We start from the raw sequence: 19,096 nt of genomic DNA, 5'->3' as shown, positions 1-19,096 counted from the left end.
CGTAGAGTGGATGGTTTCATTCCCATCAGGAGCCTCTCGTGCAGGACGACCACGACGACACCGACACCCCGGGCTGGGACGCGATCAATGCGGCGTTGGCGCCGCTGTACGCGGGCCAGGAGCCCCTGCATTTCGGAACGGCATTGCCGTACACGCTGGGCGGCCAGGATCCCCTCGATGGCATCAGTGTCTACCGTGCGGAGGCGCCGGTACCGCACTGGCACTACATCACCTATGGCCTGTCCGAGCTGTACGCCAAGGAGAGCAGTGACGCCGAAGCAAGCGGCTACGGATTCGAGCTGACCTTCCGTCTGGCAGCAGGCGAGGGCGTGCACGCCGAACAGGCACCGCCGACATGGCCGATGAACCTGCTGCAGAACCTGGCGCGCTACGTGTTCGGCAGCGGCAACGTGTTCGAGGACGGCCACCACCTTGACGCGAACGGCCCGATTGCCCTCGAGTCCGACACCCGCCTGCGCCATCTGGCTTTCATCGCCGACCCGCAGTTGCCGGCGCGCGAGACGGCCAACGGCCGCCTGCAGTTCCTGCAGCTGGTCGGGCTGACGGATGGGGAAATGGCTGCAGTGAAACGCTGGTCGACCCGCGGGGTGCTGCACGTGCTGGAGCCGGCGATGCCCCTGTGGATCACCGACCTGCATCGGGGCGACCTGCTGGATGATCCGGCACTGGCGGCGCAGGTGCAGGCGGGCAGTGCGCGGGAGGGCTCCAGCACCGGCATGTTGTTCATTGAAACGCTGGACTGGCGACAGGTCTCGGGCGTGACCACGCTGGTGCTTGGCGCCGGCCAGGTGCCGAGCGTGCGCGAGCTGCTGCCGCTGCGCCTGCACCATGGCGCATCGCTGGTGCTGGTCAGCCGTGAGCGCCAATGGGAGTTCACCCCCGCTGCGGGCGGCGGCGCCAACGACGTCGATGCCGACAGCGCGCGCTGGGCATTGGATGCACAGGGGGTCCAGGCGTGGCAGGACGTGCGTGCCGAGCGCGGGATCTACCCGCTGGGCGGCCAGCTGCAGGTCGAGGTGGTGCCGACGCTGCTGCGTGACGCCAAGGGTGCCGTGATCCGCGAGATCGGTTGAACGGTGGACACGGGGCGCCGGCGATGCCCGGTGCGGGGCCGGGACGCCGGATCGGAGCCGCCTGCGCTGCCGGCGGCTCCGTGTGCGGTCAGGCCAGGCCTTCGGCCTTCAGTGCGGCCTGCACGCCGGCATCGGCGTCCATGCGCGCCTTGTAGGCGGCCAGATGATCCAGCCCCGACAGGTCGACCTTGGCGCCGGCTGCCCAGCGCAGGGTGATGTAGAAGTACGGATCGGCGAAGCTGCGGAAACCGGCCAGCCAGGGCTTGTCCGCCAGCTGCCGGTCGGCCGTCTCGAACAGGCCGCGCAGGCGCTTGCGGGCGGCCGCGCGGATCGCGTCGTACTGGCTCTCATCGCCGATGAACTTGCCCGGTGCGAACAGCGGCGAGAACGCCGGGTGCACATCGGAGTTGACGAAGGCCAGCCAGCGGGTGGCCTCGGCACGCTGGCGCGGGCTGCCGTCGCCGGCCAGGCCGGCCTGCGGGAAGCGGTCGGCGATGTAGCCCATGATGGCCGCGTTCTGCAGCAGGATGAAGTCGCCATCGACCAGCGCCGGAACCGAGCCGGCCGGGTTGATCTTGAGGAATTCCGGCCCCTTCAGGGTGTCCTTGTCGAGCAGTTCGACCTCGAACGGCTGGCCGGTCCACTGCAGGGCGATGTGGTCGGCGGTGGAGCAGGCACCGGGCTTGCTGTACAGCTTCATGGGAACTCCAGGCGGGGTGTGCGGGAATCGCCCACTATCCCAGAGCCTGCCGGCGCGCGGCAACGCTGCCGCCGGCAACAGTTCGTTACGACTGCCGGGGCTTGAGGTTCTGCACCTTATAGAAGGTGTGATCACCGATGGTGGCCACCTGGTAGGCATTGCGCCAGTTCGGGCTGGCGATGGCCAGGGCGGCGAAATGGCTGGCACCGGGAACGATCTCGCGGCGCTCGCCGGCCGGCAGCGCCCAGTTGCGCTCCGCATCGAAGGCCACGCTCATGGCCTCGCTCCAGGCCGCGTCGTTGCCCAGCTGGGTGCCGGGGGAGACGATGGTCGGGGCGAACTGCTTGCGTGCGGTCACCACCTGGCACATCGAGTCTCCCCACAGGCCGCTGTCGAGGCGGCGCAGTGCCACTTCGGCCACGGCCTGCTGGCCGCGCAGGGTCTGGTCGCGGGCTTCCAGGTACACGGTGGTGCTCAAACACAATGAATCAGCCGCCGGCTGGGGCAGCAACTGCGACAGCCAGAGAATCCAGGCCAGTTTCATATAACTCCTTGCTCCGTATGGGCCGCACCACGGGGTTCCGGCCGAAGAGAGGGCAGGAGGCGGGGTACGACTTGGCGTCATGGGGAGGCGGCCATCGGGGCCGCCCCGTGGGCGGCCCGGGAAAAGAGGATCGATGAACGATCCGGGAGGGCCGCACCGGCTCACCGGAAACTGGGTGGTGAGCGGAAAGTTGGCGCAAGGTAGGGGGGGCTGGCCGAACGCATCATGAATCGCCCGGCTTGACATTCAGCTTTGAGGTGGGTGACGGAAATCACAGTCCCGCCGCCCATTCAGGTCTGGATCAAAGGGCGGCCGCCACCCGGCTGCCCTGATCGATGGCGCGTTTGGCGTCCAGTTCGGCGGCCACATCGGCACCGCCGATCAGCTGTGCGCTGATGCCCGCCGCCTGCAGTTCGGCCTGCAGCGCGCGGTTCGGTTCCTGCCCTGCACAGATCACCACATGATCCACCGGCAGCAGCTGTTCGCTGCCTTCCACGCGGATGCGCAGCCCCTGGTCGTCCACGCCGAGATACTCGACGCCGCCCAGCATCCGCACGCCCTTGGCCTTCAGCGTGGCGCGATGGATCCAACCGGTGGTCTTGCCCAGGCGCGCACCCGGCTTGCCGGGGCTGCGCTGCAGCAGCCACAGCCGGCGTGGCGAAGCGTCCACCTGCGGGCGGGCCAGCGAGCCGCGGGCCTCGAAGGTGGCGTCCACCCCCCATTCGGCCATCCAGCGCTGCGGGTCCAGCGACGGCGATGGGCCCTCGTGGCTGAGGAATTCCCCGACATCGAAGCCGATGCCGCCGGCACCGATGATGGCCGCGCTGGCGCCCACCTCGACCCGGCCCTGCAGCACGTCCAGGTAGCTGACGACCTTGGCGTGGTCCGCGCCGGGGAAGTCGACCCGGCGCGGCGTGATGCCGGTCGCCAGCACGACCTCGTCGAAGCCGGCCAGACAGGTCGCGTCTGCCCGGGTACCCAGGCGCAGCTGCACGCCCGTGTCCTGCAGCTTGTGGCGGAAATAGCGCAGCGTCTCGTGGAACTCTTCCTTGCCCGGGATGCGCTTGGCCACATTGAACTGGCCGCCGATCTCGTCGCTGGCGTCGAACAGGGTGACCTGGTGACCGCGCTCGGCGGCCACCGTGGCGCAGGCCAGGCCGGCCGGGCCCGCGCCCACCACCGCCACCCGCTTCGGTGTGGACGTCGGGCGGTAGACCAGTTCGGTTTCGTGCGCGGCCCGCGGATTGACCAGGCAACTGGCCAGCTTGTTCTCGAAGACGTGGTCCAGGCATGCCTGGTTGCAGGCGATGCACGTGTTGATCGTGTCGGCCCGGCCGGCGCGCGCCTTGTTCGGCCATTGCGGGTCGGCCAGCAGCGGGCGCGCAAGCGACACCATGTCCGCACCGCCGTCGGCGAGAATGCGCTCGGCAACCTCGGGCATGTTGATGCGGTTGGTCGCCACCAGCGGCACCGCCACATGCGGCTTCAGCTTGGCGGTGACCCCGGCGAAGGCGGCGCGGGGCACCGAGGTGGCGATGGTGGGAATGCGCGCCTCGTGCCAGCCGATGCCGGAATTGATGATCGTCGCGCCCGCGGCCTCGATGGCCTGCGCCTGCTGCACGATTTCCTCCCAGTTGCTGCCGTCCTCAACCAGATCCACCAGTGACAGCCGGTAGATGATGATGAAATCCGGGCCGCAGGCTTCGCGGATGCGGCGCACGATCTCCACTGCGAAGCGCATGCGCTGGGAGGCATCGCCGCCCCAGCGGTCCGTGCGCGTGTTGGTGCGCGGGGCGATGAACTCGTTGATGAGGTATCCCTCCGAGCCCATCACTTCGACACCGTCGTAGCCGGCTTCGCGTGCCAGCCTGGCGCTGCGTGCGTAATCGGCGATGTGCCGTTCGACGCCGCTGGCCGACAGTGCGCGCGGGGTGAACGGATTGATCGGCGCCTTGAGCTTGGAGGGCGCCACCGACAGGGGGTGGTAGGCATAGCGGCCGGCGTGCAGCAGCTGCAGACAGATCTTCGCGCCATGCTGGTGGGCGGCGGCCGTCAGTTGCCGGTGCGGACGCACTTCCCAGGGCCAGGACAGCTTGCCGCCGAAGGGTTTGAGCCAGCCGACCACGTTGGGGGCGAAGCCGCCGGTGACGATCAGGCCGACGCCGCCTTCGGCGCGCTCGGCGAAGTAGGCGGCCAGGCGCGGGAAATCGCGCGCGCGATCTTCCAGCCCGGTGTGCATCGAACCCATCAGCACCCGGTTGCGCAGCTGGGTGAAGCCCAGATCGAGCGGGGCGAACAGGTGGGGATAGGCGCTTTCGTTGGCTGGCGACATGGTCGATACGCTTGCGTACGGAAGCGCGAAGCGTGCCGCGAAACGGCGGTCGGGGCAAGGGGCGGGCGAATCGGTAGCGCCGGGCCATGCCCGGCGATGCGGCTACCCGTGGCCGCGCTGCGCGCTCGCCGGGCGTGCCCCGGCGCCACCCGCCGGCAGGGGCCGGCCGATGCCGAACCAGCCCAGCGTCACCCCGCACAGCGGGCCGATCAGCAGCGCAAAGGCCAGGGTGCCGACGCCCACGTTGCCTCCCAGCCACCAGCCCAGCAGCAGGACGCTGCCTTCGATCAGGCTGCGCACCTTCCAGATCGGCCAGCCGGTGCGGGCATGCAGGCCGGTCATCAGCCCGTCGCGCGGGCCGGGGCCGAGCCGCGCGCCGATGTACAGGCCGGTGGCCAGTGCCACCAGCAGCATGCCGGCACCGAACATCGCCACCTGCCAGACCAGGCCGACAGCCGGCGGCAACAGCCACAGGCCGAACTGCGCGGACGGACCGATCAGCAGCACGTTGAGCACGGTGCCGACGCCCGGCTTCTGCCGCAGGGGCCACCACAGCAGCAGGACCAGCGCGCCGATCACGTTCGTGGCCAGGCCGAAGGACAGCGGGGTCTGCGCCGCGACGCCCTGTGACAGCACGTCCCAGGGCGCGACACCGATCGCGGCACGGATCATCAGCGAGGCGCCGAAGCCGTACAGGAACAGGCCGACGATCAGTTGCAGCAGGCGCAGGGGCAGGGCAGTGGGCATGGGAGCGCTCGGGGGGAGGGAATCTGTCTCCACCGTAATCCCGAATCGCCAGCTCCCATAGATACAGATCCGGGTGAATCCCGCGCCACAGCGCGCGCGTCAGTCGTCCCAGCCTGCCAGTGCCAGCTTGCCCAGCGTGCGGCCGCTGGCCAGCCGCTCATGCGCCGCCTGCAGGTTGGCGGCATTGATCGTGCCGAGTGTCTCGCTGAGCGTGCCACGCAGCTGGCCTGCATCGATCATGCTCGCGGCGCGGCTCAGGATGCGGTGCTGCTCGATGCGGTCGGCGGTATCGAAGCGCGATCGCGCGAACATGAATTCCCAGTGGATGCCGATGCATTTGGCCTTGTACGGGTCGCCGATGCGCAGCGCGCCACGGGGTTCGACGATCAGCCCGACGTGCCCCTGCGGCGCCAGCAGCTGGCCCAGTTCATCCCAGTAGTGATCGGTGTCGGCCAGGTTGAGCGCGATCTGCACGGCGCTGATGCCCAACGCCTGCAGCTGCGGCTGCAGCGGCTGGCGATGGTCGATCACGTGATGGGCGCCCATCTGCCGGCACCAGTCGGCCGACCGCTCGCGGGAGGCGGTGGCAACGACCGTGAAGCCGGCATGGTGGGCCAGCTGGATGGCCATCGAACCGACGCCGCCGGCGCCGCCGATCACCAACAGGTGCTGCCCGGCGTGGCGGCGGTCATCCAGATGCAGCGGCATGCGCTCGAACAGCAGCTCCCATGCGGTCAGCGTGGTCAGCGGCAGCGCCGCTGCCTCGGCGAAATCCAGCGTGGTGGGCTTGCGTGCGACCAGCCGCTCATCCACCAGCTGATACTGGGCATTGCAGCCGGAGCGGGTGACATCGCCGGCGTAGTAGACCTCGTCGCCGGAGGCGAACAGGCGGGCGTCCTCGCCGATGGCCTCGACCACGCCCGCCGCATCCCAGCCGAGCACCCGCGGCGTGTCCAGCGTGGCCGGATCGGTGGCGGCACGCTGCTTGCCGTCGACCGGATTGATCGAAACCGCCTGCACGCGGACCAGCAGATCGCGGCCGGCTGGCGGCAGCGGCGGCGGCAGCCGGAGATCCTGCAGGGCGGGGGCGGATTCACGACTCAGGGCGACGGCTTTCATCTCGGCTCCGGCTCGGTTTCCCTTTTCATCATAAGGTTCCTCACGTTTCCGGGGGCGCGCTGAATCTCCTTCGCCGCGCGTTCCGCAGAATGTCGCCTGCGTTGCCTAAACACCGTCAAACCCTTATGGGGCGAGGGTCTTGCGGATTTTCATCATCCTGTATAGGGTTTCAACGTCGGACCGGTGGCCGGTCGGGCGCAACACTTCACATGTTACGGGACTGTTAACATGGCCTTCACCCGCCTGAGCATAATGTTCGCGGCGGTGGCGTGCTGAATCGGCTGTCTGAACATCGACGCAGTAGTGCTGGCCCATGCCTCTACCGGTTTCATACCCCCGAAATAGGAGCTGTACTCAATGAACAAGAAGATCCTTACTGCCGCGCTGCTGGGTGGTCTGGCTTTCGCCCAGGCTGCTTCTGCGCAGGAGTTCGATGACCGCTGGTACCTGACCGGTTCGGCCGGCTTCAACTTCCAGGACAGCGACCGTCTGACCAACGACGCTCCGTTCGTGACCCTGGGCCTGGGTAAGTTCATCAGCCCGAACTGGTCGCTGGACGGTGAGCTGAACTACCAGAACCCGAACTTCGACAGCAATCAGGACCTGAACTGGTCGCAGTACGGCATCTCGCTGGACCTGCGTCGCCACTTCATCAAGGAAGGCCGCGGCTGGAACCCGTACATCGTCGGTGGCCTGGGCTACCAGAAGTCGGAAGAAGAGTACCCGGCCAACAGCCTGAATGGTCCGCGTGAGCGCAAGGACGGCAACGTTGCCGCCAAGCTCGGCGTCGGCCTGCAGACCACCTTCGACAAGCGCGTTGCTGTCCGCGCCGAAGTGGCATACCGCGCTGACTTCGACGACAAGAGCTACCACGCTGCCAGCGAAGACTGGTTCGGCGACGTGCTGGCTTCGGTCGGTGTCGTGATCCCGCTGGGCCCGGCTCCGGTCGCGGCTGCTCCGGCTCCGGCTCCGGTTGCCCCGAGCTGCGCCGACCTGGATGACGACGGTGACGGCGTCAACAACTGCGATGACAAGTGCCCGAACTCGCAGCCGGGTCAGACCATCGGTCCGGACGGTTGCCCGGTGCCGGTCTCGATCGACCTGAAGGGCGTGAACTTCGACTTCGACAAGTCGAACCTGCGTCCGGACGCCGTGGCCATCCTGAGCGAAGCCACCGAGATCCTGAAGCGTTACCCGGATCTGCGCGTTGAAGTCGCCGGTCACACCGACTCGAAGGGTACCGACGCTTACAACCAGAAGCTGTCGGAGCGCCGCGCCACCGCGGTGTACAACTACCTGACCAAGAACGGCGTGGACGCTTCGCGTCTGGTCGGCCCGATCGGCTACGGCGAGAGCCGTCCGATTGCTCCGAACACCAACCCGGATGGTTCGGACAATCCGGAAGGTCGCGCCAAGAACCGTCGTACCGAGCTGAACGTCCAGAACTAAGTTCTGACGTTTCGCCCGCAAGACACAGCAGGACCCGGCTTCGGCCGGGTCTTGTTGTATCTGCGGCGGGAAAAGCCGGAACGGGCCTTGATGGACCAACCGTTTGTCGGCTTTTTGTCCAAAAAACCAATGAGTTGGCGCATTCATTGAAAGTGGCGCTTGAAAGCTGTCGCCGCATTGCTACACTCGCCGCGTCACCTTCCTTCCGTGGATGCCTCTCATGCTGCGCTCTGCATCGGCCGCCGTCCTGGCGCTGGCCCTGGTTCCTGCCGCTCACGCTGCGGTCGATTGCTCGGTCAATACCAGCGCTTCGCCGCTGCCGCTGCCGGCCACGACCATCGCGCCGGTGGCCGACGAGCTGTACATCCGTGGCAACCAGCTGGGCATGCCGGCCGGTGTGCTGAGCAGCAGCTACGATCCTTCGCAGTCGCTGGACCAGGTGCTGCAACGCCTGCGCATCGACGGCTGCCAGAACATCGCCAAGGCGATTCCGAGCGCGCCGGCGGTGAAGCCGAACGATCCGGCGGCGTACAAGCCGCAGACCGAATTCGACAATACGCCGTGGCGCTTCGACATGAGCCAGAACGGCAAGCGCATGACCGCCGAGGAATTCGATGCCTGGATGAAGGCGCGTGGCGTCCGCGTGGTCAAGGCGCGCCCGGCACCGGTGGCCACCCCGGCCGCGGCCGAAGCACCGGCTGAGACCAAGCCGGTCGATAAGAAGTAACCGTCGCGGGGAGCAGAGGCTTGCGTACGCGCCGCCCACCTGCCGCCCCCGCCGCCCGCTCCCACGTCCTGCGTGGGCGCGCGGATCCGGATGCATCCAAGGGTGTGCGCCATGGCCTGGCGCGTGTGCTCTCCAAGGCCGGCGTGTGCTCGCGCAGCGAAGCCGCGCGCTGGATCGCCGAGGGCCGCGTGCGCGTCTCCGGCCGTATCGTCCGTGACCCGGAGTTTCCGATCGGCAGCCCGGCACCTCCCATCGAGGTCGATGGCCTGCCGCTGGCGCCGCCGCAGCGGCTTTACCTGATGCTCAACAAGCCGCGCGGGGTGGTGACCACCGCGCAGGACGAGCGCGGCCGTGACACCGTATACCGCTGCTTCGACGGCGCCGGCCTGCCCTGGATCGCGCCGGTCGGCCGGCTGGACAAGGCCAGTGAGGGCCTGTTGCTGTTCAGCAACGATCCGCAGTGGGCGGCGCGCCTGTCCGATCCGCAGACCGGGCCGGACAAGACCTACCACGTGCAGATCGATCGCCTGCCCGATGCGGCCACGCTGGCGGCGCTGCAGGCCGGGGTGGACGACGAGGGTGAATTCCTGGCCGCCCGGGCCGTGCGCGTGCTGCGCAGCGGCGACAAGACCGCGTGGCTGGAGGTGGTCCTCGACGAGGGCCGCAACCGCCACATCCGCCGCCTGCTGGCGGCCTTCGACCTGCAGGTGCTGCGCCTGGTCCGGGTCGCGATCGGCGACCTGGCGCTCGACGATCTCGGCAAGGGCCAGTGGCGGATGCTGGAGGTCAATGACCAGCAGCGGCTGGGGGCCGCTGCACCGGGCTGAGCGTCATGCCCGCGGCCGGCGGATGCCGGTCACCGTTCCAGGCGTAGGGGGCGCCTGGTCGTCGAAATCCCGAACGGAGCCTGCCCATGTACCACTCGTCCCTCAACCGAACCCTGCGCTGTGCCGGCTTGCTGCTGCCGATCGTGCTGCTGGCCGCCTGCGGTGGCCACAAGAAAATGGCCAAGACGGAAACGCCTGCCGAAACCCCGGTGGTGGAAGTGAAAACCCCGGAACTGGATGGTCGCGGCAGTTACCGCTTCCTGATGAGCGACGGCGACAGGAAGATGACCGCCGACGAGTTCGATGCATGGATGAAGGCCAATGGCATCCGCGTCGCCCGTGGCAATGCCCAGGACGCTGCCGCCAAGCCGGTCGTGGTGGCCAGCAAGGATGAGCCGAAGGACAAGAAGAAAAAGAAATGACGCGCATTGCGCGTCATTCCGGTAGCGCCGGGCTGTGCCCGGCGAGCGCATGGCGCGGCTGTCGGGAAACCGCCGGGCATGGCCCGGCGCTGCCCCTCGGGGCGATCAACCCTTGATCACGCCCAGCTCGACGCCGATGCGGGAGAAGGCGTCGATCGCGCGGTCCAGCTGCTCGCGGCTGTGCGCGGCGCTGATCTGGGTGCGGATACGTGCCTGTCCCTTGGGCACCACCGGGAAGAAGAAGCCGATCGCATAGATGCCTTCCTCGAGCAGGCGCTCGGCGAACTTCTGCGCCAACGGTGCGTCGTACAGCATCACCGGGCTGATCGGATGCACGCCCGGCTTCACGTCGAAGCCGGCGGCGGTCATCTTCCCGCGGAAGTACGCGGTGTTCTCGGCCAGCCGATCGCGCAGGTCGTCGGCGGCAGCCAGCATCTCGAAGGCCTTGATGCCGGCGGCGACCACATGCGGCGGCAGCGAGTTGGAGAACAGGTACGGGCGCGAGCGCTGGCGCAGCAGTTCGATCACTTCGGCGCTGGCGCAGGTGAAGCCGCCCAGTGCGCCCCCCATGGCCTTGCCCAGAGTGCCGGTGATGATGTCGATCTTTTCCAGCACACCCTTCACCTCGGCCGAGCCACGACCGGTGGCGCCAAGGAAACCCGTGGCATGGCATTCGTCGATGTGCACCAGCGCGTTGTACTTCTTCGCGAGCGCGGTGATCTCGTCCAGCGGGGCAATGAAGCCGTCCATCGAGAACACGCCGTCGGTGGTGATCAGCTTGGTCCTGCAGCCGGCGGCGTCGGCGGCCTGCAGCTGCGCTTCCAGGTCGGCCATGTCGCAGTTGGCGTAGCGGAAGCGCTTGGCCTTGCACAGGCGCACCCCGTCGATGATCGATGCGTGGTTCAGTGCGTCCGAGATGATCGCATCGTTCTCGCCGAGCAGCGGCTCGAACAGGCCGCCGTTCGCATCGAAACAGGCCGCATACAGGATGGTGTCCTGCTTGCCGAAGAAATCGGCGATCTGTTTCTCAAGCTGCTTGTGCAGGTCCTGGGTGCCGCAGATGAAGCGCACCGAGGCCATGCCGAAGCCGTGGGTATCCAGAGCATCCTTGGCGGCCTGGATCAGGTCGGGATGATCGGCCAGGCCCAGGTAGTTGTTGGCGCAGAAGTTCAGCACCTTGCGGCCATCGGCCAGCGTGATCTCGGCCGATTGCGGACTGGTGATGATCCGCTCGGACTTGAACAGGCCCTGGGCGCGGATGGCGTCCAGTTCCTCGGCATAGTGGCGGGTCAGGGCGGAGGAGGCGTCGGTCATGGCGTGGGCACGGCTCAGCACGGGAAACCGACGATTCTACCGGGCATCGATGGCTGGCGACCGGCGGCAGGCAGGCACCGCCATGGCCGGCACATGTTGCAATGCAATAGCAAACGGGTTAAAAAATCGTGAACCGGCCCGTTCTGGCTCCGGTTCCCGCAACTGCCCTGCACGCCACCGCCCCCCACCGGAGACGACCATGAAGCACGCTCGTGCCTGCCTCGCCCTTGCCGCCGCCCTGACCCTGGCCCCGTTTGCCGCCAGCGCCCAGGAAAGCGAATCGCCGTACAGCTGGAACGTTACCGCCGTGTCGGATTACCTGTTCCGTGGTGTGTCGCAGACCGATGAGGATCCCACCCTGCAGGCCGGTTTCACCTATACCAGCCCGGTTGGTCTGTATGCCGGTGTCTGGGGATCGGGCGTGGACTTCGGCCCGGGCGACCCGAGCGTCGAAGTGGATTACCAGATCGGCTACGGCGTCGACGCCACCGAGCGCGTGAACTTCGATGTGCTGCTGAACCGCTACACCTACCCCGGCGCCAGCGAGCTGAACTACAACGAGCTGATCACCACCACCACGCTGGATGACACCTACAAGCTGACGGTGGCCTACAGCAACGACGTGTGGAACAGCAGCACCGATGGCTGGTATTACGCGCTGGGCGGCGAGTGGGGCCTGCCGCAGGATTTCACGCTGAGCGCCAGCGTCGGCCGCAGCACCTTCGAAAAGGGTATTGCCAAGGATTACACCGACTGGAACGTTGGCGTGGCCCGTACCTGGGGTCTGTTCACCCTCGGCCTGGGCTACTACGGCACCGACGGCAACGGCCGCGACAACAGCGGCAAGCTGGCCGACAACCGGGTGGTGTTCACGGTGGCGGTAGGCCAGTAAGCGGCGCATGACATCACACGAAAAAGGCACCCCTGGAGGTGCCTTTTTCGTGTCTGGCGTCGGGCACTCTGTGGGCCGGCCAACGGCCGGGGACAAAGTGAGATGCGGGGGAATCAGGCAGTCGCGCCGGAGGCACGAGTGATCAATTCCAGCTCAGTACCACCTTGCCGGCCTTGCCTTCTTCCATCAGGTCGAAGCCCTTCTGGAAGTCGTCGATCGGCAGCTGGTGAGTCATCACCTTGCCGAGCGGGAAACCGGACAGCACCAGCTGCGTCATCTTGTACCAGGTCTCGTACATCTTGCGGCCGTAGATGCCCTGCACGGTCAGGCCCTTGAAGATGATCTTGTCCCAGTCGCAGCCGGCACCCTTGGGCATGATGCCGAGCATGGCGATCTTGCCGCCGTGGTACATGCAGTCGAGCATGTCGTTGAAGGCGCGCGGATTGCCGCTCATTTCCAGGCCCACGTCGAAGCCCTCCATGTGCAGTTCCTTCATCACGTCCTTCAGCGAGGTGTTGGTGACATTGACCACGCGCGTCGCGCCCATGTCGGCGGCCAGCTTCAGGCGGAAGTCGTTGACGTCGGTCACCACCACGTTGCGCGCACCGATGTGCTTGCAGATGCCCGCAGCGATGATGCCGATCGGGCCGGCGCCGGTGATCAGCACGTCCTCGCCGATCACGTCGAACTCCAGCGCGCAGTGCGCGGCGTTGCCGTACGGGTCGAAGAAGGCCGCCAGTTCGGACGGAATCTGGTCGGGGATCGGCCACAGGTTGCTGGCGGGCATCACCATGTACTCGGCGAAGGCGCCATTGACGTTCACGCCGATGCCGACGGTGTTCGGGCACAGGTGCGGGCGGCCGCCACGGCAGTTGCGGCAGTGGCCGCAGACGATGTGGCCTTCGGCCGAGACGCGCTGGCCAACCTCATAGCCGGTCACCGCCGAGCCAAGCGCGGCGATGCGACCGACGAATTCGTGGCCGATGGTCAGGCCCGGCTTGATGGTGCGCTGGCTCCACTCGTCCCACAGGTAGATGTGCAGGTCGGTACCGCAGATGGCGGTCTTTTCCAGCTTGATCAGGACCTCGTTCGGGCCCGGGGTCGGCACCGGGACCTCTTCGAGCCAGATGCCCTTGGCCGCTTCGCGCTTGACCAGGGCCTTCATCGTTTGCTGCGCCATCGGGGTGGAACTCATCAGGGGGAAAGCGCGGATTATAGAGGTCTGCGCGGAATTCCAATGTTGCGCTGCGGGCGCGCTGGCGGAACGAAAGGCGTGCGCCGGCGGGCGTTTCGAACGCGACCGGCGTGCTCGCCGGGCATGGCCCGGCGCTGCCGGGAAATCGGGCGGCTCGCGCTCGCGGGGCATGGTCCCGCGCCATCGGGAAATCGTGCGGGTAGCGCTGGGCCATGCCCGGCGGGCCAGGGGCCATGACTTCCGGGGTTCGGGACAGGGCAGGGGGGCGGGCTACAATCGAAGGTTCCACTACCAAGGGCCGCTCCATGCGCTCGAACCTGCTTGCATTCTCCGTCGTCGCCAGCCTTGGGCTGGTCCAGGTCGCCCATGCCGCCGAAGGCATGTGGGTACCGCAGCAGCTGCCGGAGATCGCCGGCCCGCTGCAGAAGGCCGGCCTGAAACTGTCGCCGGAACAGCTGTCCGACCTGACCGGCGACCCGATGGGCGCGGTGGTGGCGCTGGGCGGCTGCACCGCCAGCTTCGTTTCCCCGCAGGGCCTGGTGGTCACCAACCACCATTGTGCCTACGGCGCGATCCAGCTCAACTCCACCGCCGAGAAGAACCTGATCAAGGACGGTTTCAACGCGCCGACCCTGAAGGACGAACTCAGCGCCGGTCCCAACGCCCGCGTGTTCGTGCTGGACCGGATCACCGACGTCACCGACCAGGCCAAGGCCGCCATTGCCGCCGCCGGCAAGGACCCGCTGGCCCGCACCCGTGCGCTGGAAGCGTTCGACAAGGCCCAGACCGCCGCCTGTGAAGCCGACGCCGGTTTCCGCTGCCGTCTGTACAGCTTCTCCGGCGGCAATACCTACCGCCTGTTCCGCAACATGGAAATCAAGGACGTGCGCCTGGTCTATGCGCCCCCGGGCAGCGTCGGCAAGTTCGGCGGCGACGTCGACAACTGGATGTGGCCGCGCCACACCGGCGACTTCTCGTTCTATCGCGCCTACGTGGGCAAGGATGGCAAGCCGGCCGCGTTCTCGGCCGACAATGTGCCGTACCAGCCGAAGCACTTCCTGAAGTTCGCCGACCAGCCGCTGGGCGCGGACGACTTCGTGATGGTGGCCGGCTACCCGGGCCGCACCAACCGCTATGCGCTGGCCGGCGAATTCAATGAAACCGCCGAGTTCACCTACCCGACCATCGCCCGCCATTACAACGAAGTGCTGGCGCTGATCGACAAGGCCGGCAAGGCCGACGCCGACGTCAAGGTCAAGTACGCCAACACGGCGGCCAGCATGAACAACGTGGCCAAGAACTACGTCGGCCAGCTGGAAGGCTTCAAGCGCATCGACGCGGCCGGGCAGAAGCGGGCCGAAGAGGCCGCCGTGCTGGCCTGGCTGAAGCAGCAGGGCGCAGCCGGCAAGCCGGCCCTGGCCGCACACGCCCAGCTGCTCAAGCACCTGGATACCAGCAAGAGTACCCGCGAGCGCGATCTGTTCGTCGGCCAGTTCAACAACACCTCGGCCGTGGGCGCCGCGCTGTCGCTGTACCGCCTGTCGATCGAACGCGCCAAGCCGGACGCCGAGCGTGAAGCCGGTTACCAGGAGCGCGATCTGCCGACCCTGGAAGGCAATCTGCGCCAGATGGACCGTCGCTACGTCGCCAGCATGGATCAGCAGCTGCAGCAGTACTGGCTGGACCAGTACGTCGCGCTGCCGGCGGCACAGCGCAACAACGAGGTTCTCAACCAGTGGCTGGGCGGCAGCGATGCCGGGGCCGTCAACGGCCTGGTGAAGAAGCTGGCCGGCACCGGGCTGGGCAGCCTCAATGCACGCCTGAAGTGGTTCAAGGCCGACCGTGCTGCCTTCGAGGCTAGCACCGATCCGGCCATCCAGTACGCCGTGGCCGTGATGCCGGCCCTGCTGAAGCAGGAAGAACAGAGGAAGATCCGCGAAGGTGAATCGCTGACGGCCCGTCCGCTGTACCTGCAGGCGGTGGCGGACTACAAGAAGAGCAAGGGCGAGTTCGTCTACCCCGATGCCAACCTGTCGCTGCGCATCACCTTCGGCAATGTCATGGGCTATGCCAAGGACGGTGTCCAGTACACCCCGTTCACCACGCTGGAAGGCGTTGCGGCGAAGGAAACCGGCGTCGATCCGTTCGACTCGCCGAAGGCACTGCTGGATGCGGTCAAGGCCAAGCGGTATGGCGGCCTGGAGGACAAGCGGATCGGCTCGGTGCCGGTGAACTTCCTGTCCAACCTGGACATCACCGGTGGCAACTCCGGTTCGCCGGTGCTCGATGCGCACGGCAAGCTGGTCGGCCTGGCCTTCGACGGCAACTGGGAATCGGTCAGCTCCAACTGGGTATTCGACCCGGTGATGACCCGCATGATCGCGGTGGACAGCCGCTACATGCAGTGGATCATGCAGGAAGTGGCCCCCGCGCCGCAGCTGCTGAAGGAATTGAACCTGGCGCAGTAAGGTTCATGCTGGCGCCGCCGGGCCATGCCCGGCGGAATCCGTCTGCAATCCCGAAACCCCGCGATCCCCGTCGCGGGGTTTTTTCATGTCCCGACCGGTGCGATGCGCCGAACAGGTATCATCCCTGTTCCGCGTACTTCACAGGATGTGAACGAAACGCGGCCCTCTCCTCCCCCCAGGACTCCTTGCACGCATGCGCATCCTGCTTGCCCGCCACGGCGAAACCCCGTGGAACGCCGAAGGCCGCTACCAGGGCCAGATCGACATCCCGCTTTCGCCCATCGGCGAAGCCCAGGCCCAGGCGCTGGGCGCCCGCCTGGCATCCGTGGACATCACCCGTGCGGTGGCCTCGCCGCTGTCGCGCGCCCAGCGCACCGCCCAGCTGGCCCTCGGCGCCGACCGTGCCGGCACGCTGCAGACCGAACCGGATCTGCAGGAAATCGCCCATGGCGAGTGGGAAGGCCTGCTGGCCAGCGAGATCAACGAGAAGGACCCGTCGCGGTTGAAGGCGTGGCGTGAGGAACCCGATACCGTGCTGATGCCGGGCGGCGAGTCGCTGCGTCTGGTGCTCGAGCGCAGCTGGCGCGGCCTGGCACGCGCCAGCGAGGGCCTCGGGGAGCACGACACGCTGCTGGTGGTCGCACACGATGCCGTCAACCGGGTGATCCTGTGCAGGGTGCTGGGCCTGCCGCTGTCGCGGCTGTGGACCTTCCGCCAGGCACCGACCACGTTGAACCTGCTTGAAGGTCCGGACCTGGAGAGCCTGGAGGTCGTGCGCCTCAACGACTGCGCCCACCACACCCCGTTCTTCGGCGAAGCCAAGCACCGCGCCCTCTGATCCCTGTCCACATCGAACCACCCTGCTTCTGCTGGAACCGCTGCCGTGACGAACCTGCCGACCACCCTGGCCGAATGGCTGGATTACATTGAACGCCAGCACCCGGCGATGATCGACATGGGCCTGGAGCGCGTCCGCGCCGTGGCCACGAGGATGGGACTGGGCGCGCCGGCCAAGCGCACCATCGTGGTCGGTGGGACCAACGGCAAGGGCTCCACGGTCGCCTTCATCGAGGCCATCGGCCGCGCTGCAGGCTGGAAGGTGGGGGCCTACACGTCGCCGCACCTGCTGCGCTACAACGAACGCGTGCGCATCGATGGGCAGGATGCGGAGGATGCCGCTCTTGTGGCGGCATTCAACGCCGTCGAAGCTGCGCGTGGCGACATCACCCTGACCTACTTCGAGTACGGCACGCTGGCCGCCCTGCAGCTGTTCGCGGGGGCAGCGCTGGACCTGGCGGTACTGGAAGTCGGGCTGGGAGGGCGCCTGGATGCGGTCAACATCGTCGACGCCGACGTGGCCGTGATCACCACGGTGGACATCGACCATGCCGAGTGGCTGGGCGAGGACCGTGAAGCGATCGGTGCGGAAAAGGCCGGCATCATCCGCGGCTGGAAACCGGTGATCCTGGGCGAGACCGACCCGCCGTCGAGTGTGCTGGCACGGGCCTATCTGCTGGGCGCGAACGCCATCCGCGGCGGCAGCGACTACTTCTACGAGCCGATCGATGCCCAGCGCTGGCGCTGGCGCGATGTCGGCCTGCGCATGGAACTGCCGACCCCCGCGCTGGCCGGTCCGATCCAGCTGGCCAATGCGGGTGCGGCCATTGCCGCGCTGCGCGCGCTGGACCGGCCGCTGCCACGCGCGGCGTGGGCGGCTGGCATCGCCGCCGCCCGCATCAACGGCCGCCTGCAGGCATTCGATCGTGATGGCGTGCAGGTGCGGGTCGATGTGGGTCACAACCCGCAGGCGGCTGGCCAGCTGGCACGCGCGCTGAAGGCCGAAGCTGTCCCGGGCCGGACCCTGGCGGTCTATGCCGCGTTGCAGGACAAGGATGCGGAAGGCGTGGTGCAGGCGCTGCAGGATGTGGTGGACGAGTGGACGCTGGCCGGCCTGGAAGGTCCGCGCGGACAGAGTGCGCAGCAGCTGCAGGCACGTCTGCACGGCACCGCTGCGGTCACCGCACGGGTGGCCGGCACTGTCGAGCAGGCACTGACGCAGGTGCTGGCACAGGCCCAGCCAGGCGACCGCGTGCTGGTATTCGGTTCGTTCCACACGGCCGCTGCGGCCCTGCAGTGGTTGCAGCCCGCGCCCTGATCCACGTTCAGCCAACGCCGACGCCGTCCGGTCCGGCACCCGTATAATCGACCGCAACCCCCGGACAGTTGCCTGCCTCACGTGGATACGCCTCTGAAACAGCGATTGATTGGTGCCATCGTGCTGGTGGCACTCGCCGTGATCTTCCTGCCGATGCTGGTGAAGGGGCCGGCGCCGGACAGTGGCGTCGCCAGTGTGCCGATCGCAGCGCCCAATGCGCCCGCCGACGGCCAGTTCGAGACGCGTGAGCTGCCGCTGGTCGCCCCGGCCGGGGGTGCCACCGGCCTGCAGAGTGGGCAGGCCGCACCGCTGCAGGACGCAGCCACGCCCGCCACGCCGCCGACCGTGGACACCTCGCCGGCGGTGGCTGCCGGCAACTATGCGGTGACATTCGGCGCCTATGGCAGCAAGGCCGACGCCGATGCGGTGATCGCCTATCTGAAGCGTTCGCAGCTGCCGGGCTTTGCCGAGGCGGCGACCATCAACGGCCGGCAGGCGTGGCGCGTGCGCGTCGGACCGTATGCCGATCGCGCCCAGGCCGAGGCGGCCCGCCTGCAGGCGGTGAAGATCCGCTCCGACGTCCATGCCGAGGTGATCACGCTGGATGCGCCCGCAGCTGCGGCTGCACCGGCCGCCGCTGCTCCGGCGCCGGCGGCACCGTCGGCCAGCACCCCGGCGGCGGCGTCCACGCCGTCGGCCACGGGCAACCCGGTGCGCAGCGAGAGCCTGCCGCCCAGCACGCCGGTCGCCAAGCCTGAAGCACCGAAGGCAACGGCGACGCCGGAGGCGACGAAGCCGGTCGCCAAGCCCGAGCCAAAGCCGCAACCGCAAACCCCGGCCGCGCCGGCGGCGGGCGGTGTTGGTTTCGCGGTCCAGCTGGGGGCGTTCGGCCAGGCCAACGACGCCAACGCGCTGCGCGACAAGGTGCGCGCTGCCGGATTCAGTGCCTTCGTCGAGCAGGTCCGCACCGAAAAGGGCACCCTGCATCGCGTGCGCGTCGGGCCGGTGGCCAACCGCGCCGATGCCGAGCAGCTGAAGGCCCAGGTGGCGGCCAAGGTCGGCGTGGCCGGCATGGTCCGACCGCACCCGTGATCACGCGCGCTGTCCGCCG

At 67.8% G+C, this 19,096-nt stretch carries 17 protein-coding genes; 10 read left to right on the top strand and 7 right to left on the bottom strand.

The features are described from left to right. Window positions 1–38 precede the first annotated feature (38 nt). Entirely contained in the window at window positions 39–1,094 is a 1,056-nt protein-coding gene (locus AC5P5M_RS14040; protein ID WP_065176008.1) for a suppressor of fused domain protein, read from the top strand. An 88-nt stretch (window positions 1,095–1,182) separates the two neighbouring features. On the opposite strand, the gene AC5P5M_RS14035 is transcribed toward AC5P5M_RS14040, so the two are convergent. The 5 genes from AC5P5M_RS14035 to AC5P5M_RS14015 all read right to left on the bottom strand — a co-directional run bounded on the left by AC5P5M_RS14035 (window position 1,183) and on the right by AC5P5M_RS14015 (window position 6,536). After that, window positions 1,183–1,794, bottom strand: coding sequence for a glutathione S-transferase N-terminal domain-containing protein (locus AC5P5M_RS14035; RefSeq protein WP_053520032.1), 612 nt, complete (start codon window positions 1,792–1,794; stop codon window positions 1,183–1,185). An 85-nt stretch (window positions 1,795–1,879) separates the two neighbouring features. After that, window positions 1,880–2,338 carry a cell wall hydrolase gene (locus tag AC5P5M_RS14030; protein ID WP_053520031.1) on the bottom strand — a complete coding sequence of 153 codons (459 nt, stop codon included), beginning with the start codon at window positions 2,336–2,338 and terminating at the stop codon, window positions 1,880–1,882. A gap of 301 nt (window positions 2,339–2,639) precedes the next feature. Beyond that, window positions 2,640–4,670 (bottom strand): NADPH-dependent 2,4-dienoyl-CoA reductase, encoded by a 2,031-nt coding sequence (locus AC5P5M_RS14025; RefSeq protein ID WP_065182875.1) that lies wholly within the window; start codon window positions 4,668–4,670, stop codon window positions 2,640–2,642. A 102-nt stretch (window positions 4,671–4,772) separates the two neighbouring features. Then, window positions 4,773–5,417: a membrane protein YczE gene (gene yczE / locus AC5P5M_RS14020; RefSeq protein ID WP_461288438.1), complete on the bottom strand. Its 645-nt coding sequence runs from the start codon at window positions 5,415–5,417 to the stop codon at window positions 4,773–4,775. Window positions 5,418–5,516: 99 nt separating this feature from the next. Beyond that, window positions 5,517–6,536 (bottom strand): zinc-binding alcohol dehydrogenase family protein, encoded by a 1,020-nt coding sequence (locus AC5P5M_RS14015; RefSeq protein WP_495206046.1) that lies wholly within the window; start codon window positions 6,534–6,536, stop codon window positions 5,517–5,519. Between the two features lie 357 nt (window positions 6,537–6,893). Here AC5P5M_RS14015 and AC5P5M_RS14010 point away from each other — a divergent pair, with 357 nt between their 5' ends. The 4 genes from AC5P5M_RS14010 (at window position 6,894) to AC5P5M_RS13995 (ending at window position 9,961) form a co-directional block, all read left to right on the top strand. Next, window positions 6,894–7,985, top strand: coding sequence for an OmpA family protein (locus AC5P5M_RS14010; RefSeq protein WP_164153140.1), 1,092 nt, complete (start codon window positions 6,894–6,896; stop codon window positions 7,983–7,985). Between the two features lie 220 nt (window positions 7,986–8,205). After that, window positions 8,206–8,712: a hypothetical protein gene (locus AC5P5M_RS14005; protein WP_065182879.1), complete on the top strand. Its 507-nt coding sequence runs from the start codon at window positions 8,206–8,208 to the stop codon at window positions 8,710–8,712. A 20-nt stretch (window positions 8,713–8,732) separates the two neighbouring features. After that, window positions 8,733–9,539 (top strand): pseudouridine synthase, encoded by an 807-nt coding sequence (locus AC5P5M_RS14000; RefSeq protein WP_476342339.1) that lies wholly within the window; start codon window positions 8,733–8,735, stop codon window positions 9,537–9,539. An 86-nt stretch (window positions 9,540–9,625) separates the two neighbouring features. Beyond that, on the top strand, window positions 9,626–9,961 hold the full coding sequence (locus AC5P5M_RS13995) for a hypothetical protein (RefSeq protein ID WP_065175931.1): 336 nt from the start codon (window positions 9,626–9,628) through the stop codon (window positions 9,959–9,961). A 105-nt stretch (window positions 9,962–10,066) separates the two neighbouring features. Here AC5P5M_RS13995 and kbl read toward each other — a convergent pair whose 3' ends face one another. Then, on the bottom strand, window positions 10,067–11,275 hold the full coding sequence (gene kbl / locus AC5P5M_RS13990; protein WP_065175932.1) for a glycine C-acetyltransferase: 1,209 nt from the start codon (window positions 11,273–11,275) through the stop codon (window positions 10,067–10,069). A 199-nt stretch (window positions 11,276–11,474) separates the two neighbouring features. Between kbl and AC5P5M_RS13985 the strand changes: the two genes are divergently transcribed. Continuing rightward, window positions 11,475–12,167 carry a TorF family putative porin gene (locus AC5P5M_RS13985; protein ID WP_128989467.1) on the top strand — a complete coding sequence of 231 codons (693 nt, stop codon included), beginning with the start codon at window positions 11,475–11,477 and terminating at the stop codon, window positions 12,165–12,167. Between the two features lie 142 nt (window positions 12,168–12,309). Here the strand turns inward: AC5P5M_RS13985 and tdh are convergent, their stop codons facing one another. Then, the gene (tdh, locus tag AC5P5M_RS13980; protein ID WP_053520036.1) at window positions 12,310–13,332 is read right to left on the bottom strand and encodes an L-threonine 3-dehydrogenase; all 1,023 of its coding nucleotides are present in this window, start codon (window positions 13,330–13,332) and stop codon (window positions 12,310–12,312) included. 335 nt (window positions 13,333–13,667) lie between these two features. On the opposite strand from tdh, the gene AC5P5M_RS13975 reads away from it, so the two are divergent. The 4 genes from AC5P5M_RS13975 to AC5P5M_RS13960 all read left to right on the top strand — a co-directional run bounded on the left by AC5P5M_RS13975 (window position 13,668) and on the right by AC5P5M_RS13960 (window position 19,077). After that, complete coding sequence (locus AC5P5M_RS13975; protein WP_495206045.1) at window positions 13,668–15,830, top strand: S46 family peptidase; 2,163 nt, start codon at window positions 13,668–13,670, stop codon at window positions 15,828–15,830. 193 nt (window positions 15,831–16,023) lie between these two features. Continuing rightward, window positions 16,024–16,668, top strand: coding sequence for a histidine phosphatase family protein (locus tag AC5P5M_RS13970; protein WP_053519451.1), 645 nt, complete (start codon window positions 16,024–16,026; stop codon window positions 16,666–16,668). Between the two features lie 45 nt (window positions 16,669–16,713). Then, window positions 16,714–17,985: a bifunctional tetrahydrofolate synthase/dihydrofolate synthase gene (gene folC / locus AC5P5M_RS13965; RefSeq protein ID WP_495206044.1), complete on the top strand. Its 1,272-nt coding sequence runs from the start codon at window positions 16,714–16,716 to the stop codon at window positions 17,983–17,985. An 81-nt stretch (window positions 17,986–18,066) separates the two neighbouring features. Beyond that, window positions 18,067–19,077 carry an SPOR domain-containing protein gene (locus tag AC5P5M_RS13960; RefSeq protein WP_253118863.1) on the top strand — a complete coding sequence of 337 codons (1,011 nt, stop codon included), beginning with the start codon at window positions 18,067–18,069 and terminating at the stop codon, window positions 19,075–19,077. The last annotated feature ends 19 nt before the right edge of the window (window positions 19,078–19,096 follow it).

Source organism: Stenotrophomonas sp. YJH_SMC_106-19, assembly GCF_059368375.1.
The sequence above is the reverse complement of the archived record's forward strand: the minus strand, read 5'-3'. Positions and strand labels throughout refer to the sequence as shown.